Below are 15,368 nucleotides of genomic sequence, written 5' to 3'. Positions count from 1 at the left end.
ATATGATCAGGCCGGCTCAATACAGAGCATTTTTTCCAGGCGCTGGTCTTTTTGATAAAGGGTGCAGTAGGCGTAACCTATTTCCTCGATAGCTGTTTCACTGCCATTAACAACATCTGCCAATTTTTCAATAATGCGTCCTGATACGGCTTCGATACTGTCTTCACCACGCATAATGCCTGTGGCGTCAATATCAATATCTTCGTTGATCAGGTTATGGTTACCACTGACCCGGATTACAGGTACGATGGGGTTATTAAATCCGGCTCCCCCCGTTGTCCAGAGCACAGCCTGACAGCCCAGGGCGGCAAAATGCATACCTGCACCGCCGCAAAGCATGGTGACTTCAGACAGGTACATGCCGGGCTTATGTCGCTTATCTGTGAGGCGGGAGTTAATACGCAGCACATCCTGAACAGGACGGGTTCCTGTTTTACCCAGGGCGCCCAGGGATTTTTCTTCCAGAGTTGTCAGGCCACCGATACTGTTACCAATGCTCATGGTTTCCACTTCAGTGCCTTCCACATGCCAGCGCTTTTCTTCCTCACTGATAAGGCGCTCCAGTTTGTCAGCCACTTCCGGCGATACCGCCCTTTTGCGAAGGATATCCTCACAACCCAGCAGTTCCAGCAACTCCCCTGCAACGGCAGATGCTCCCATATCAACCAGCTTGTCAGCTGCACGGCCTACGCTAGGGTTAGAGGCAATGCCAGAGCTGGTGTCAGAACCTCCGCATTTGATGCCAACAAACAACTTGCTAACAGGCACTTCAACCCGTTGGCAAGCTTCTGCCTCACGGGCGATGTGGGAAGCCTTTTCAATACCACCCTTGATGGTAGCCCGGGTTCCTTTTTCTTTAATACAGGTCAGGGTATCCACTGGTTTTCCTGTTTCACGCACCGGTGCGGCAACCAGTTCCGGGTCAATACTGCCGCAGCCCATGGCGATGACCAGAGCACCGGCAACATTAGGGTTACAGGCGGTGTTGGTCATGGTGGCAATCATTTCCTCATTGCCGCCATACATGCAGGTGTTGTAGTTGGTTACAACCACACTGTTGCTGATTTTGTCGCTGATAGCTCGGGCAATGCCCTCCGCACACTCATCAACAGCCATAATCAGAACTAGGTTTCTGATGCCCACTGAGCCATCCTGTCGAAGGTAGCCTTTGAAGGTTTTCATGCGTTTTCCTCGATGCCCATTTGTTTAATGATTTCCTGAATCACTGGCTCAGGAATATCAAGGTGCAGGCTTCGAATATTCTGCACATGCACCAGCTGGCCAATGGGAATAGGGCAAATGGCTTTGCCCACGGGACATCCGCCCTTTATCAATTCGTCATCTTTTACGAATGGCTTCAGGGCAACTTTGTTGCCAAAAGGAATAGCCTGAAGAAGGTTTACCGTTGTAATAACCTCATTTTCGTGGGAAATAATATGGATATCGTCGCCTTTTCCTGCATCTTCCAGCAGTGTGGCCACATTGTCTGTTTCTGTCAGACGGATTGCCTTGATCACAGCCTACCTATCAATAATGTCGATTGTTGGACAATCGACATTATCGTGGTTTCTGTGCTGGAAAAATTGACGGAGATCAAGATCTTTACGTGATTAGCAGTTTTTTTCGGTATTCACGGATATTTAATATAAACGACAATATTGTTTTAATCCTGAATCCGTGATTTCTTGATTTGCCCGGCAGTTTTGAAAATGTGCTGATTAATTTTTTCCTTTGAAAATAACTCGGGTTATTGATTGAAGTGTTTTTATGTCGTTTTTAAGCATAAATGCTGATCAAAATATCATCAAACTTGAAGACAGGTTGAAAGAAGCCCTACCGTTATCAATACAGTACTTTCTCATTTATGGCATTTTTTTCTATCTCGCTATTCAATCAACAAAGTGCATGCTGGCTTATTAATTGATGGAAAGACCTGAAACCAGGACAGTAACGACCAAAGCGTAGCCGGTATTGATGTCCTTTTTTCAGAAGACGGGCAGCCAGGTAGATGAGTTCCTGTATCACGGTTTTTAACCGGCGTCGTTTGGCTTTATGACGTACCGGCGCATCTGGCCCGAGCAAGCAACTCTGCCCCATGTAGCGCAGAATGTTATAGACCAGTGCACCCAAACACATCACCAGGTCGTTGGTGTCAAACTTGCCTGAAGGCAGGCGCTCTAAATCCATATCAGTCTTCAACTCACTGTGAAACTGCTCGCTGGTCGCATGATCCTCATAAAGATTAATGATCTGATCATCGCTGTAGTCAGCTTCGCTGAGTGTTGTCCACCATCCTTCCAGCTCATAATCGGGTGTCAGAAATCTCTGCCCTACAGTATCAGTGGTACGCTTGATAATGCGAATAATCAGACGCTGGTTACCATAGTTGGTTTCATAGACGGTTGAGAGTGTCGCATAACTCTTTCCTGGACGCGACTCCTCCCATTTGACTTGCTTTTCTTCAAAAATGGGGAGCCAGTGTTCCTTGGTGTGATACTTTCTTGGGTTGAGCTTGATAATGTGATTCACACCTTTGAACCCGGCGATTTCCCGGCGCGATTCCTCAGCATCGTGGCCACTATCAAGGCGAACCAGAATAGGCGCTCGGGTCAAACGTCGGCTGCGGTGCAGCACTGCTTGTAAAAAGCCAATAAAATCATTCTGGGAGTGCTGAGAGCCTGGGCGTAATTCACATCCCAGGCACCAGCCTTCGCAGCCAAAGTAAGCGGCAATAGGGGCATAACCAAAGAATTTTTTATACGTGTACTCGACCCCCTCCTTTTTGGTATTGCTGTTATCCATAGGGAATACGTCGATATCCAGTGGTATGTGCTGCTTCTTATCGAGTTTTTTCGGAAGGGGTGTGACGGGCACCTGAAGATTAACCAGGACATCGGTAAGGCTGTCCTCGATGAAAGGAATCAGTTGGGCGGCATCTTCATTGAAACGCTGTCTTAAGCGGCTGGCTGAAGGCATTTGTTTAATGCCCATTGCCAACCGGAACCAGTCGTTATCCCGGTTATTATCAACATTATCAAAATCACTTTTACCCTGAGCCAGTTGGCCGCAGTAAGCTCTGATCAGGTCGATATGAGTGATACGGTGCCTTTTTTTTATTTTGCGCAGGGATTTGCTTAACGCTGTCTTTTTGTTGAGTGCATGACCAACGAAATAAAGCCCTGCGACCGGTGTATAAAATTCCGTCTGTGATTGTTCAATTTTCAGTTTCACAAAAATGCACCCAGGTGGTGAAAATTAGAGTGGGTGCATTTTAACTTGGAACTTACGTTTTGTGGTTGATCCAGAGGAGTTGGGCTACAGTGAACTCACGGATTCAGGTTAATGGCTATTCTTAGTTTAAATTTTTTATGTCTCTACTTCAGTTTAAGCAATGTGATGAAGGTTGTAGATATAATTAATGTCATTAATAACTAGAGAAGTTATTTAAATACTTTCTGAACTAATCTGCTTTTTTTTAGCCTATAATCACTCTGTTAATCCAGTTGTCTTAATCTAGTAGGTGTTGATCGTTAGCAGTCTTGGTGGTGTTTTTTTATCTATTGGTTTGTTTGATGAGACTTATAAAATTATTAAACTATCATACTTTTTCTCGAATTTTATTATTTTTAATAAGCATGATGGTTGTTTTAAGTGGGTATGCTGTGGAAAATTATTTTTCATTGGGTACATTTGCAGATGAAGGAGAGGAGGGCCACTTTCATGGTCTGTTTCTAATAGGAGAAGGTGACGATTATTCGCAATACCAGGTTGTTCGAAAGTTGGTAAGTTTTGATGATAAAAGCTTTGGCGGGGTGACTATTAAGTTTTTATATGTTGCTTATAATAGAGTGTTTGCCGAGTTCAAAGTAAGTAATAGTAAGAGGTGCAGGTATGGTGAAATAGAGTTTTCCTTCGATGAAGGAAAGGTGACTCCAGTATTAATAAGGAGTGGAAGGGTTAGTACTATTACGGGTGGTGAAAGTGGTTTTGCCAAAGTGAAGTTTAGTAAGGAGAGCAGGGAAAAAGAGCTATGGATACCTTTAGACCGGCAGTGTGATTTTTATAATAATATCACAGAGAAGACAGGAAATAATTTTCGTCAAGAAGTTAGGCTCATTAAAGCATACAGAGATGAGCATGATAAAGGTAGTGATGAGTATGTTCTGGTCAACAAAGTATTGCAATCACATTGCAGATTAAAAAAACCGAAATGGATTCCAAACCTTCCTCCCCTTCAAGAACCTGAGCTAAGTGATCAGGATTGTAAAGAAGATCAAAATCAGGTTTCCTCCACTGCTGACTATCAAAAGGTATCTTCTGGTATAAGGAAAAGATCAAAAACTGATAATACATGTGATAGCTCTTCACAGGTTAGTTCTTCAGTAGGTCGTGCGGAGGAAAAAAGACTTAAGCATTTAGACGCCGATAATGAAGCTGACGGAAGAGAGATAAAGAAAAGTAGAACCTTAAGTGATGATCATGTGGCGAAAGCATTTAAGGAGTTTCAGAAGAATTACCAGGCAAGGGAAGCAATCAATAGTCAAAATAATTAATAATCTTTAAGTACCCAGCCTGATGAAATCCTATATTTCTGGCTGATTGATTAGGTGTGATGCAAGGCGCAATGGCGGGCGCATAGTTGGCCTATGTAACCAGAGTTGCAACGAAGCAGCACATCTGAGCAAGTAGTCAGAAATATAGGATTTCATCAGGCTGGGTACTTATTATCGAGTTCCTTGCCTCTCCGGAGTTCTTTGGTTTCCTGAAGAACTCCGGAATCCTTTATAAATTTAGCCAAACACGGCCTTCAAGATATGAAAGAAAACAATTGCGAAAATAGCCCCCGCTGGAAGGGTGATTAACCAGGACATAAATATAGCGCCAATCACTCTTAGATTGAGGGCGCCAATCCCTCGAGCCATGCCTACTCCCAGCACTGCACCCACCAGGGTGTGGGTTGTTGAAATGGGCAGTCCTGTACCAGAAGCAAGCACAACCGTCGAAGCCGCAGATAACTCAGCGGCAAAGCCCCGGCTGGGGGTCAACTCGGTAATATGAGTGCCAATGGTAGCCATGACTCGATAGCCGTAGGTAGCAAGACCAACCACTATACCGGCTGCTCCCAGTAACAGAACCCAGGCGGGCATGGCTGTCTTGCCGGCAATTTCACCGCCACTGCTGATAATACTGGCAATGGCGGCCAAGGGGCCAACGGCATTGGCTACATCATTGGAACCATGGGCAAAAGCCATGGAGCAGGCAGTAAAGATCATCATAACCCCAAAGACTTTTTCAACACTGGAAAAATGAAATTTTTTATCAGCCTGGATATCTTCCTGGATTTTAGATAGGGAAAATTTACCTGCAAGCATGACGGCTACGCCAACCAATAGGGCGAGCAAGAGGCTTTCGTTAGTGCTCAGGGATAGTCCTATATGACTTAATCCTTTGGTCAGGGTGACCATGGCGATCATAAAGCCCACCAGGAACATGTAACCCGGCACATATTTTTTGGCATTTTTGAAGGGTTCTTCTGTATCCAGAATCAATTTCTGGACGCTGATAAAGATCAGAAACGCCAAAAAACCCGAGATAACCGGTGAAACCACCCAACTGGCCACAATGGATGATACTTTACCCCAGCTAACCGCACTGGGAGAAATGCCCACAGAGGCAAAGCCCACAATAGCTCCCACAATAGAGTGTGTGGTGGAAACAGGCCAGCCATAGTGTGTGGCCACCAGTAGCCAGGCTCCCGCCGCCAGTAAGGCCGCCAGCATGCCGTAGACTAACAGTTCAGGGTTCGCTACTAACTCGGGCATTCCCGGGTCAATGATGCCCTTTCTAATAGTGTCTGTGACAGATCCTCCTGCCAGATAGGCTCCGGCAAACTCCAGGGTAATGGCAATGATAATGGCCTGTTTGATGGTCAGTGCTTTGGAACCTACGGAGGTTCCCATGGCATTTGCTACGTCATTGGCTCCCACACCCCAGGCCATAAAAAAACCAAAGATGCAGGCCAGGACCAGCAATACCGTTCCGTATTCAGCGATAATGCTCATGGATTAGTACTCGGAAACTAACGGGCAAGTAATAGTTGCAGGTGGCTTCCAACACGGGAGGCCCGGTCTGCAAGATCGCCTACCCAGTCAATGATTTGATACAGGAACATCACATCGATTGGGGGAAGGCTTTGTTCGAGACGGAAAAGCGTTCGCCTGATCTGGATCTGAAGTTCATCGGTTTCACTCTCAATGGCATCAAGCTCTTCAATCAGTCGTTCTACCAGGTCAACCTCCCGCCCACTAAATCCGGTCTCGAGCAGTTCGTCAAGCTCGTTCATTGCCCGGGACGCCTGAGCTGAGGTGGCAATTGAACGTCGCACGTACTCCAGGAAGGCGGAACGCATTTCTTCGGGAATCCTCATTTTACGGCCGATAATTATTCCGGCAATATCTTTGGCCCGATTGGCCACCTTGTCCTGAATAGTGACAATCTCCAGCAAATCAGTGCGGGGCACAGGAAGAAACAGGCTCTTGGGTAAGGATAAGCGGACACTCCTTTTAATATCATCAGCCTTGTGTTCTAACTCAATGATTTTTTGTTGAATTGTTAGCGCTTTCTCCCAATCATCAGTAAATGTGGCTTCAATAAAGGGCTCCAGATACATGGCGCATTCATGCACAGTGGTAATATGTTTCTGTATAGGGCCAATGGGTGAGCGGCCAAAAACACTGGACAATAGATTACGGGTTGGCATAGTTACAATCCGTTTGGCTGAGCGGAAATTATAGAGGAATTTAACAGACAGCAAATATTATAATTTATTGTTTCTACCTAATTGATTAAGAGTAACCTGATGAGCCAGGAAACAGAATTAAAGCTGTCTGTATCGGAACATGACATTGCAAAACTGCTGACACTTTCTTTTTGGAATCAACATGCTATCGAAAGGCCAGACAGCTTTCATTTGGGTAATACCTATTTTGATACGCCTGACCGGGCTTTAAATAAAGCCCGGGTTGCCTTGAGGGTCAGAGAAAAAGAAGGTCTCTATTTTCAGACATTGAAAACCCGGGGCCATAGTATTAATGGCCTGTCAACCCGGGGGGAGTGGGAATGGCCCCTGACCAGCAGGGAACTGGATTTTTCTCTGCTGGAGGCATTACAGCTGGAAGCCCTTGAAGGAATCGCCTATGACAGCTTAACACCCCTGTTTGCCACAGACTTTCGGCGTACCCGCTGGAACCTGGTATGGGATGAGCCCTATGCCAGAATTGAGGCTGCCTTTGATCGCGGTCATGTTCAGGCGAAAGGTCGCCAGTCGGTGATCTGTGAGCTGGAACTGGAACTACTGGAAGGCAGTGAACAGGCCCTGATACGGATGGCGGAACAGATTTCCAGGGATGTGCACTTGACACCCTCCGATAAAAGCAAGGCAGAGCGGGGCTTTGAGCTGCTTAACTATACTGGGAAGTAATACAATAAGAATAAGATAGCTGGAGGACCTTTGGATACACCTGCCCATTATCCAATACAAGACCTGTCATCACTGGTTGCGGGTTTGGTGGAAAGTAAACTGCTGGCAAGGGAAGATGCGGCTAAGGTGCTTGCCAGAAACCATATCTCCGATAAGTCCTCGCAACATCCTCTTGAATACCTGGAAAGCCTGAATCTGAGAGATTCCTCAGGGGATGGCTCCACGTCCCTGGGGCTGGAAAAATTATCCCGGTGGGTTGCAGAGAAAACAGGATTGCCGTTTTATGTGATTGATCCCCTGAAAATCGATGTTAACAGGGTGACTTCAGTGATGTCTGAAGCCTATGCCCAAAGACACGGCATCCTGGCAGTTGAGGTTAATGGGGAGCAGATTGTTGTAGCAACCTCCCAACCCTGGCAACGGGGCTGGGAAGAAAATCTCAGGCATGTTAACCGGAAAGACATTAAACCGGTGATTGCCAGCCCCGCAGATATTCGCCGATACACCCTTGAGTTTTATAAGCTGGCCCGTTCTGTGGAGGGCGCTAATGTTCAGCAGGATAGCGTTTCGGGTATTAGCAACCTTGAGCAAATGCTGGAGATTGGTGGCATCAAGACCCTGGAAGCCAATGACCAGCATGTCATCAATATTGTGGACTGGTTGCTTCACTATGCCTTTGAGCAGCGAGCCAGTGATATCCATATTGAACCCCGGCGTGATACCTGTCACTTACGTTTTCGGATCGATGGCATCCTTCATTTGATCTACCAGTTACCACCCAAGGTGGCCACGGCGGTGGTTAGCCGGATAAAGATTTTGGGAAGGATGAATGTGGCCGAAAAGCGAAAGCCTCAGGATGGCCGGTTAAAGACTCGAACCCCTGAAGGCAATGAAACGGAACTCAGGTTATCCACCATTGCCACAGCCTTTGGTGAAAAGCTGGTACTGCGGATTTTTGACCCGGATGTACTCGTTAAGGGTTATAAAGAATTGGGGTTTTCCACCGGGGACGAGGCTCGCTGGCGATCCATGGTTAGCAGATCCCACGGTATCGTTCTGGTGACGGGTCCAACGGGTTCCGGTAAAACAACCTCTCTTTATTCCACACTTAAGGATTTGGCTAAATCCACAGTTAATATCTGCACCATAGAAGACCCCATTGAACTGATTGAACCTGCTTTTAACCAGATGCAGGTGCAGCATTCTATTGACCTGAACTTTGCTACCGGAATGCGAGCACTGCTCCGGCAAGACCCGGATATTATTATGGTGGGGGAGATCAGGGATAATGAAACGGCTGAAATGGCTATTCAGGCGGCACTGACAGGACATCTGGTGCTCTCAACCCTGCATACCCATGATGCGCCCACTGCGGTGATCCGGATGATGGAGCTGGGTATTCCCTCTTATCTCATTAAAGCCACCGTATTGGGGGTTATGGCTCAGCGTTTGGTGCGAATACTGTGTCCCCACTGTAAAACCCCAAGGGACAGCAATAAGGCTGATCAGGCGTTTTTTACTGATAGCACCATAAGTAAGGCTCCGGTGCAGGTCTATCAAGCCCGGGGATGCAATCACTGTCGCCATACCGGTTATCTGGGACGATCCGGGCTTTACGAGATTATGCCGGTGAGTGATGCCATAAGGGAAAGCCTGGTTGTAACCCCGGAGGTTAACGGGCTGCGTGACCAGGCTCTTAAAGAAGACATGACCACCTTGAGGGAGTCCGGAGCCGCAATGGTTGCACAGGGACTCACAACCATTGAGGAGGTGCTTCGTGTCACTTCTGGTTATTCTTCCCACTGAATAGAAACACACCATTCATCCTACCCCTGAAATATCCGGATTCACCTGCCCGGGCTGTAACAGCATGCTGAAATTTATCGCTAAACGCCCGATATAGGCTTAATAGAATTCTCTTGCAACAGGTCGCTATGAAAGCCTATCTTCTGCTGCTAATGCTGATACCTGTCTTCGGCTCGTCATCAGTTAACCTGCCCCGGGTGATTGAGCTTGACCGCTATCTGGTGGAGTCACGTCGGTTGATTAAAGAGGAGGCTTTCACTGAAGCGCTTGCTTGGCTGAATAAGGCTAAGCAATTGGGAGTAGCCCTGCCCCCTGAATTTCATTACCTTAAGGGAAAATCACTGTTTGCCAAGGGAGAATATCAGGCAGCCCAGGCCAGCTTTACTGAATACCTGAACCATACGGGTCGAATGGGCGGGTTCTATCAGGATACCCTCACCATGATTACAGCCGCCGAGAAAAAAATAATGACCGGGTCGGCAGTTGGGAATAGCCATGCTGAGGATAGTCCGGCCATACATTACAGTCAGCAACAACCGATTTCCAAGGGTGAAGCTGTAACCTCCCCGGCAAGTATTAAGCCGGAGGATTCTGTTCATTCTGAATCTCAGGGAGAGGGGTTGATAGATCGGGTGAAGCGGTTTGGTCAGATTAAGCCTCATGTAAAAGCCAGTGAATCCTACGAAGCATTACAAAATAAAATCAATGGCCTTTTGCAGGATAATGCGATTTATGAGCGCCATGGGGTTGAACAACCTACGCTGATTTACTCAATCCAGGCAGGTTATGGTGATATGCTGGTGGTTACCCGATCGGAAGAAGGTATGGAAGGCCTGGAAATAGCCAGCCATAACGTGGCTATTGGAAGCGTTCCTGAAAAGCTGGAATCAGAATGCTCATGGCAGGAGCAGCGCTGCTGGGTCAAGCACCCGCTTAATAACCAGCGATGGCTGGAAATTAATTATGATGAAAAGATAAATGATGTGCTGGTGGCCAGTATGGAGAGTCTTATTCGGCTAATGAAAAACTAGTGCTAAGAAATCATACATCTATAGTTAAACCGCGCCCAACTAAAAAAACTGCTCTCAGTGTCCCGAAACTATCGCAAAAGGCTCAGTGTGAGAGTGGTATATATTTAAGAAACTGATAAGAAGTTGTACTGAAATGTTTAGCTGCATAAAAAAATACGTCTGGACCACAGCTGCCATCCTGGTAACACATATCCATGCTGGCGTGCTTTCTGACTATATGAGGAATAATAGTAAGGATGCAGCTTTAATAGTAGTTAATCTTTTTGCTGAGCAGCTAATACCTGGCACAAAAAAATCACAAAAGAGACAAGCTCACATAATAAAAAAAGCCATGAAATATAATATTCCTATATTCGCAGTGCATGTTGCACAAATAGGTGAATTTAAGCCAGAAAATTTATTGCCAAGTTGGTGCAAACCAAAATTCGGTTGTGCCAATAGAAATATTTTTAGATTCGAAATATTTGCTGCAAGTGCCTTTGAGGATGATAAATTTAAAAACAAGCTACAAGAAAAAAAAGTTGTAAAGCTAATCGTAATTGGTGCTTATATGGATATGGGGATTATTGAAATAGTAATTAATGCATTAGAATCTAACTATGAGGTTTTTTTGGACGAAAAAGCTGTTACAAATGCGATGCCGGAACTTTTTGGGCAACGTAGTGACGATGACGATGGAAGTGGAGATGAGGAAGAGTTTAAGATTATGTGCAGTGAAATACTCAATCGCTGTAGTGCTTGCTCAAACTCTTTAACAATACACAAAAAAAGTGACAGTGGGTCAAAGTTGTCGTCTATGTATAATATAGGTTCCCCATTGGGAGTTGGTGTGGAATAGTATGGAACTCTATTCCACACTAATCATCAATTTTTAACCAGCTCAGGCAACTCGCCATAAGTACCAATCGCCTGTCGTATTAATAAATCCTTAATGAGGGGTAGTTTGTTAAAGGCCTTTAACCCCGTATTTCTTAACCAGCGAACAGCAATGTCATCGGTAGCAAACAGGTTTTGAAATCCGCTCATAGCACCCATCATGGTCATATTATGACCTTTTCTTCGTCTCTGGTAGCGACCCAGGATATGGGAGCCAGCGATATCATCCTGTCGTCGTTTTGCTCTTAGCAGCTCTTCGGTCAGTACAGCTACATCCATTAGGCCAAGGTTTACTCCCTGACCTGCCAGGGGATGAATGGTGTGAGCCGCATCACCTGCCAGGACAACAGGGTTCTGGTAGTATTGTTGGGCATGACGCTGGCATAGAGGATAACGAAACCGGGGGTCGGCATGAATAACGGTTCCAAGCCGGGCCTCGAAGGCTGTCTCCAATGCCTGGCAAAACGCATTATCATCCAGTCCCATAATGGTTTCAGCGCTCTCTGGTACTAATGACCATACGATAGAGCAGTAGTGTTTGTTATTAATGGAAGGCAGCGGCAAAAAGGCCAGCGGTCCGGTATCAAGGAACACCTGCCAGGCGGTGTCCTGATGATATTGTTCTGTTTCAACGGTGGTGACTATGGCATGGTGCATATAGTCTTTTCGTGAAAGGGGAATATTGGCCGCATTTCTCAAACTGGATTCTGCACCGTCGGCAGCCACCAGAAGCTTACCTTGCAACTGTTGTCCATTAGCAAGGATAAGGGTTCCCTTGTCATGATCCAGCTGAAAGCGAATACCGGCTTCTTTTTCGTACAGGGTTATGGGCGTTTTGGATAGACCTGCCAGAAGGGCATTTCGAATCACACAGTTTTCAACAATATAGCCAATAGAGTCCCTGGCTACGGAACTGGCATCAAAATGAATCTCGCCGGTGCCTTCCCCATCCCAGACTGTTATGGCCTGGTAGGGGCATACCCGCTGTAAGGTCATGGCCTGCCACACGCCAAGGTTTTTAAAGAGGTTGACAGAGGCCTCAGTCAGTGCGCTGACCCGGGGTGAAAAAGGCGACGGTAGTTGTACTGGTTCTGGTTCAAGACTCCCCTGGTCAATCAGGGCTATATTCATGGAGCTATCAGCCAGGGCTAAAGCAAGGGATGCTCCAACCATGCCACCACCCACAATAATCAGGTCAAATGTGTTATCAGTACTTTTGGTCACTTGAATACTATCCTCAACAGCCCTCAGATACCCATTGCTGCCCTGGCAAATTGACTCTTCAGGGAGCCGCCCAGTTCTAGACCTAACAGGCCAAGATTGCGAGCCAGAACCACGGAAGATTCGCTACGGGAAAAGAGTTTTACCAATCCATCGCAAAAGGCGACGGTTCTCTTTTGATCCCCTTCCTGGGTTTGCAGATACTGCATCAGGCGGCTTAACTCGCCCACAGGTTGTCCCTGAATAAGGGAGCCCTTGATATTCTCCGTTAAGGCCATTACATCACGGATTGCCAGGTTGTATCCCTGCCCTGCCACGGGATGAATGGCATGGGCAGCATTACCCAGAACCACCAGTCCCGGTCTCACCTGCTCCCGGGCCAGACTCATCTGGAGAGGGTAACAGTCCCGTTGCCCAACACGGAGAAACCGTCCGGCCCGAAAGCCAAAGCGGTCCTGGAGTTGAGCCAGAAATGCCCTGTCATCCAATCCGGTCATTTCATCCACTTCATTATCAGAGAGCGTCCAGACCAGACCAAAATGGTGATGGTTATTATTTTGTTCCGCCTCTTCTGTAATCATTTTGGGCAGCAGAGCCATGGGTCCCTTACCCGCAAACCGCTCATAGGCAATCCCTTTGTGAGGCCTGTCCACAGCTACGTTGGCGATCAGGGCATATTGCCCATAATCATGGATTGTTTTTTCTAAGTTGAGTTGTTCCATAAGGCCTGAGCGGCCACCATCAGCCAGGGCAACCAGCGATGTATTTATCCATTGCTCCTGTCCCTCTGGGGAGCGAACCAACGCCTTCTGGCAGTTTTGCCCCGATTTAACAGTGATCACCTCAGCGGGACTAAAAGTATCAATGGTGCCTTGTTCCCGATAGCTATTCAGCCGCTCCAGCAGGGCATCGCCTAACAGAAAGTTGTCGATAACATAGCCCAGCGCAGGGACACCCTCGGAATGGTGATCCAACCGGGTGACACCGAAATGACCCCGATCCGATATGTGCACATGCTGGATGGCCGTGGCCTTATTTTTTAATCCTTGCCAAAGCCCAAGCCGGTCATAAATCAACCGGGTTCCATAGGAAAGGGCCGAGGAACGGGCATCAAAGCTGGGAGGTCGAGCCCGGGGCTCATCAAGGCTGTGCGTTTCAATCATGACAACCTTGAGGCCATTCTGGTGAATAAGGGACTCCAGGGCACAGGCCAGGCTGGCTCCAACCAGGCCTCCTCCAATGATCAATACATCATATGGACCGGTCACAACATCCTCTCCTTAATGTAAGGTGGCGGGTTCCTTGGTTTTATTTACGTTCTGGGCATTCATTTCTACAAAGATCATTAGCAGCGCCATGCGGACATATTCACTGACTTCCAGCCAGTCCCGTTCGGCATCATCACTGTCATCAATGGTACTCTGGATTTGTGCTATGGCAGAAAAATCATTCAGGGTGCTTTCTACTTCTTCTCCCGGTTTTTTCTGCTGCATACCCTCACCAAACCCGGATAGAAAAGACTGGCACCAAATACCTAATGCTTCAGCCCGTTGCTCCAGGGCTTCATCCTCATCAGGCAACAACAGGGTGATGGCAAAGTCAGAGGTTTCCAGTGCTTCCAGGGTGATGGCATACAGCGCGTGAACCAATTTAGAGCAAGTACCCTCCAGGGCCTTATCCCCGGCCAGAGCGGAAACCTGTTGTAACCACTGATCCCGTGTCAGGCGTTGGCCGGCGGCCAGTAGTCCACATAGCAACCCGTGGATTTCAGAGGGATGATTGGTACACCCCAGTTCCACCAGACTGTCAGCCATTTCATCAAAAGTCACCGGATGCCGGGTAAAATCAGGGGTGGTCATTAACTTCTTGCCTTAATTCAATGGAGACTGCACAGTCTAACAGAGACAGGAGGCTGAATAATTAAAAAAGTGCCAGGCTGCCGGGAGTTTGTCAGGCTAAAGCATGAGGGGCAATGATTGCGGAAAAGAAGGGATAGTAAGCCGCTCTTTCGGAATTGCCTTCTGCCTGTCCAGGCTAATGATTGTTATGGTTTTTTTGACAGGCTATAGTAGAGCCATTAACTCAGTTTTCAGGAACCCATGAATAATCCGGACTTCAATGCACTCGACCAGAAGATTGAATACCTGGTTGCTCTCTGCCAAAAACTAAAAGAAGAAAACAAACAGCTTCGCTATAGAGAGAAACAGTGGCGAACAGAGCGGGAACAATTGGTTGAAAGGAATGAAGCTGCTCGAACGAAGGTTGAAGCCATGATTACCCATCTCAAAGCATTGGAACATGAATCATGATTGAGAGTGCATCTGCTGCAGCTGTAAAAATTCTGGATAAGGAATACAGGGTCAACTGCCCACCAGACGAGCGTGAGGCATTGATAGAAGCTGCTCGTTATCTCAACGAAAAAATGCGGGATATTCGTGCAGGTGGAAAAGTGATCGGTCTTGAAAGAATTGCCGTGATGGCTGCCCTGAATATTAGCTATGAGCTGTTGCAGTCCCGTCGACAGACCAACGATGACCAGAGCGAGACCCATGAACATATTGAGCAACTGCTAGGTAAGCTTAACCGGGCATTGGAATCTGTAGATTGTTGAATTCAGGGCATAAGTTCAGGAAGGGGAAAATAACTACAGACTTGAACGAAACAACCGATATAATTGATCGTAAGTTCCCCTGGCCTGTATGCCAGTCAAAATACGACCCGAGCCGATAATACTACCTCAGGGAGTTCCTCGCAGTTTCTGGAGTGCATGTCCACCCTGTAGTGGAAAGCCCGATGCAGCTCAGTAGCTCCCACCGTGACCTTACGGCCACGGGCAACCCTTGACAGCGGCAGGGTGGGGGGACTTTTTCATCCCTTCTTATATTCTCCTTTTACACCCAAATAACCCTAAATATCAAACAGTTAACCAAAAGCCAATCCAGTTAATAGCGCTT

15 protein-coding genes and 1 other RNA gene are annotated in these 15,368 nt (G+C 47.0%); 8 read left to right on the top strand and 8 right to left on the bottom strand.

Annotated features, from left to right (window positions below; genetic code table 11):
* Positions 1–6: 6 nt before the first annotated feature.
* The 3 genes from MJ595_RS01435 to MJ595_RS01425 form a co-directional block, all read right to left on the bottom strand.
* Positions 7–1,182 (bottom strand): UxaA family hydrolase, encoded by a 1,176-nt coding sequence (locus MJ595_RS01435; RefSeq protein WP_263080747.1) that lies wholly within the window; start codon positions 1,180–1,182, stop codon positions 7–9.
* Entirely contained in the window at positions 1,179–1,517 is a 339-nt protein-coding gene (locus MJ595_RS01430; RefSeq protein WP_263080746.1) for a UxaA family hydrolase, read from the bottom strand. The genes MJ595_RS01435 and MJ595_RS01430 overlap by 4 nt, the downstream gene beginning before the upstream one ends.
* Positions 1,518–1,893: 376 nt before the next feature.
* Positions 1,894–3,231: an IS1380 family transposase gene (locus tag MJ595_RS01425; RefSeq protein ID WP_263078015.1), complete on the bottom strand. Its 1,338-nt coding sequence runs from the start codon at positions 3,229–3,231 to the stop codon at positions 1,894–1,896.
* Positions 3,232–3,572: 341 nt separating this feature from the next.
* Here MJ595_RS01425 and MJ595_RS01420 point away from each other — a divergent pair, with 341 nt between their 5' ends.
* Entirely contained in the window at positions 3,573–4,553 is a 981-nt protein-coding gene (locus MJ595_RS01420; protein ID WP_263080745.1) for a hypothetical protein, read from the top strand.
* Between the two features lie 237 nt (positions 4,554–4,790).
* On the opposite strand, the gene MJ595_RS01415 is transcribed toward MJ595_RS01420, so the two are convergent.
* Entirely contained in the window at positions 4,791–6,062 is a 1,272-nt protein-coding gene (locus MJ595_RS01415; RefSeq protein WP_263080744.1) for an inorganic phosphate transporter, read from the bottom strand.
* A gap of 17 nt (positions 6,063–6,079) precedes the next feature.
* Positions 6,080–6,760, bottom strand: coding sequence for a TIGR00153 family protein (locus MJ595_RS01410; protein ID WP_263080743.1), 681 nt, complete (start codon positions 6,758–6,760; stop codon positions 6,080–6,082).
* Between the two features lie 99 nt (positions 6,761–6,859).
* Here MJ595_RS01410 and MJ595_RS01405 point away from each other — a divergent pair, with 99 nt between their 5' ends.
* The 4 genes from MJ595_RS01405 to MJ595_RS01390 all read left to right on the top strand — a co-directional run bounded on the left by MJ595_RS01405 (position 6,860) and on the right by MJ595_RS01390 (position 11,155).
* Entirely contained in the window at positions 6,860–7,480 is a 621-nt protein-coding gene (locus MJ595_RS01405; protein ID WP_263080742.1) for a CYTH domain-containing protein, read from the top strand.
* A gap of 30 nt (positions 7,481–7,510) precedes the next feature.
* Positions 7,511–9,286, top strand: coding sequence for a GspE/PulE family protein (locus MJ595_RS01400; protein ID WP_263080741.1), 1,776 nt, complete (start codon positions 7,511–7,513; stop codon positions 9,284–9,286).
* 128 nt (positions 9,287–9,414) lie between these two features.
* Complete coding sequence (locus tag MJ595_RS01395) at positions 9,415–10,317, top strand: hypothetical protein (protein ID WP_263080740.1); 903 nt, start codon at positions 9,415–9,417, stop codon at positions 10,315–10,317.
* Between the two features lie 133 nt (positions 10,318–10,450).
* Positions 10,451–11,155 carry an isochorismatase family protein gene (locus tag MJ595_RS01390; RefSeq protein WP_263080739.1) on the top strand — a complete coding sequence of 235 codons (705 nt, stop codon included), beginning with the start codon at positions 10,451–10,453 and terminating at the stop codon, positions 11,153–11,155.
* A gap of 26 nt (positions 11,156–11,181) precedes the next feature.
* Here the strand turns inward: MJ595_RS01390 and MJ595_RS01385 are convergent, their stop codons facing one another.
* The 3 genes from MJ595_RS01385 to MJ595_RS01375 are packed head-to-tail and all read right to left on the bottom strand — an operon-like array spanning position 11,182 to position 14,273.
* On the bottom strand, positions 11,182–12,417 hold the full coding sequence (locus tag MJ595_RS01385) for an FAD-dependent monooxygenase (protein WP_263080738.1): 1,236 nt from the start codon (positions 12,415–12,417) through the stop codon (positions 11,182–11,184).
* Positions 12,418–12,440: 23 nt separating this feature from the next.
* On the bottom strand, positions 12,441–13,682 hold the full coding sequence (gene ubiH, locus MJ595_RS01380) for a 2-octaprenyl-6-methoxyphenyl hydroxylase (RefSeq protein ID WP_263080737.1): 1,242 nt from the start codon (positions 13,680–13,682) through the stop codon (positions 12,441–12,443).
* Between the two features lie 12 nt (positions 13,683–13,694).
* Complete coding sequence (locus MJ595_RS01375) at positions 13,695–14,273, bottom strand: UPF0149 family protein (RefSeq protein WP_263080736.1); 579 nt, start codon at positions 14,271–14,273, stop codon at positions 13,695–13,697.
* 240 nt (positions 14,274–14,513) lie between these two features.
* On the opposite strand from MJ595_RS01375, the gene MJ595_RS01370 reads away from it, so the two are divergent.
* The 3 genes from MJ595_RS01370 to ssrS all read left to right on the top strand — a co-directional run bounded on the left by MJ595_RS01370 (position 14,514) and on the right by ssrS (position 15,279).
* Positions 14,514–14,723 (top strand): TIGR02449 family protein, encoded by a 210-nt coding sequence (locus tag MJ595_RS01370; RefSeq protein ID WP_263080734.1) that lies wholly within the window; start codon positions 14,514–14,516, stop codon positions 14,721–14,723.
* Positions 14,720–15,025, top strand: a complete 306-nt coding sequence (locus tag MJ595_RS01365; RefSeq protein ID WP_263080733.1) for a cell division protein ZapA — start codon at positions 14,720–14,722, stop codon at positions 15,023–15,025. The genes MJ595_RS01370 and MJ595_RS01365 overlap by 4 nt, the downstream gene beginning before the upstream one ends.
* A gap of 73 nt (positions 15,026–15,098) precedes the next feature.
* Positions 15,099–15,279: non-coding RNA, 6S RNA (ssrS, locus tag MJ595_RS01360), on the top strand.
* Positions 15,280–15,368: the final 89 nt, after the last annotated feature.

It is taken from the genome of Endozoicomonas sp. Mp262, assembly GCF_025643335.1.
Taxonomy (GTDB): domain Bacteria; phylum Pseudomonadota; class Gammaproteobacteria; order Pseudomonadales; family Endozoicomonadaceae; genus Endonucleibacter.
Note: the sequence above shows the minus strand (reverse complement) of the source record. Positions and strands in the feature narration are given on the sequence as shown.

Bases quoted from the DNA above. Each gene is read 5' to 3' on its own strand.
- MJ595_RS01390 (WP_263080739.1), top strand. From the start codon at position 10,451: ATGTTTAGCTGCATAAAAAAATACGTCTGGACCACAGCTGCCATCCTG.
- MJ595_RS01365 (WP_263080733.1), top strand. From the start codon at position 14,720: ATGATTGAGAGTGCATCTGCTGCAGCTGTAAAAATTCTGGATAAGGAA.
- MJ595_RS01420 (WP_263080745.1), top strand. From the start codon at position 3,573: ATGAGACTTATAAAATTATTAAACTATCATACTTTTTCTCGAATTTTA.
- MJ595_RS01375 (WP_263080736.1), bottom strand. From the start codon at position 14,273: ATGACCACCCCTGATTTTACCCGGCATCCGGTGACTTTTGATGAAATG.
- MJ595_RS01410 (WP_263080743.1), bottom strand. From the start codon at position 6,760: ATGCCAACCCGTAATCTATTGTCCAGTGTTTTTGGCCGCTCACCCATT.
- MJ595_RS01395 (WP_263080740.1), top strand. From the start codon at position 9,415: ATGAAAGCCTATCTTCTGCTGCTAATGCTGATACCTGTCTTCGGCTCG.
- MJ595_RS01435 (WP_263080747.1), bottom strand. From the start codon at position 1,182: ATGAAAACCTTCAAAGGCTACCTTCGACAGGATGGCTCAGTGGGCATC.
- MJ595_RS01415 (WP_263080744.1), bottom strand. From the start codon at position 6,062: ATGAGCATTATCGCTGAATACGGAACGGTATTGCTGGTCCTGGCCTGC.
- MJ595_RS01405 (WP_263080742.1), top strand. From the start codon at position 6,860: ATGAGCCAGGAAACAGAATTAAAGCTGTCTGTATCGGAACATGACATT.
- MJ595_RS01370 (WP_263080734.1), top strand. From the start codon at position 14,514: ATGAATAATCCGGACTTCAATGCACTCGACCAGAAGATTGAATACCTG.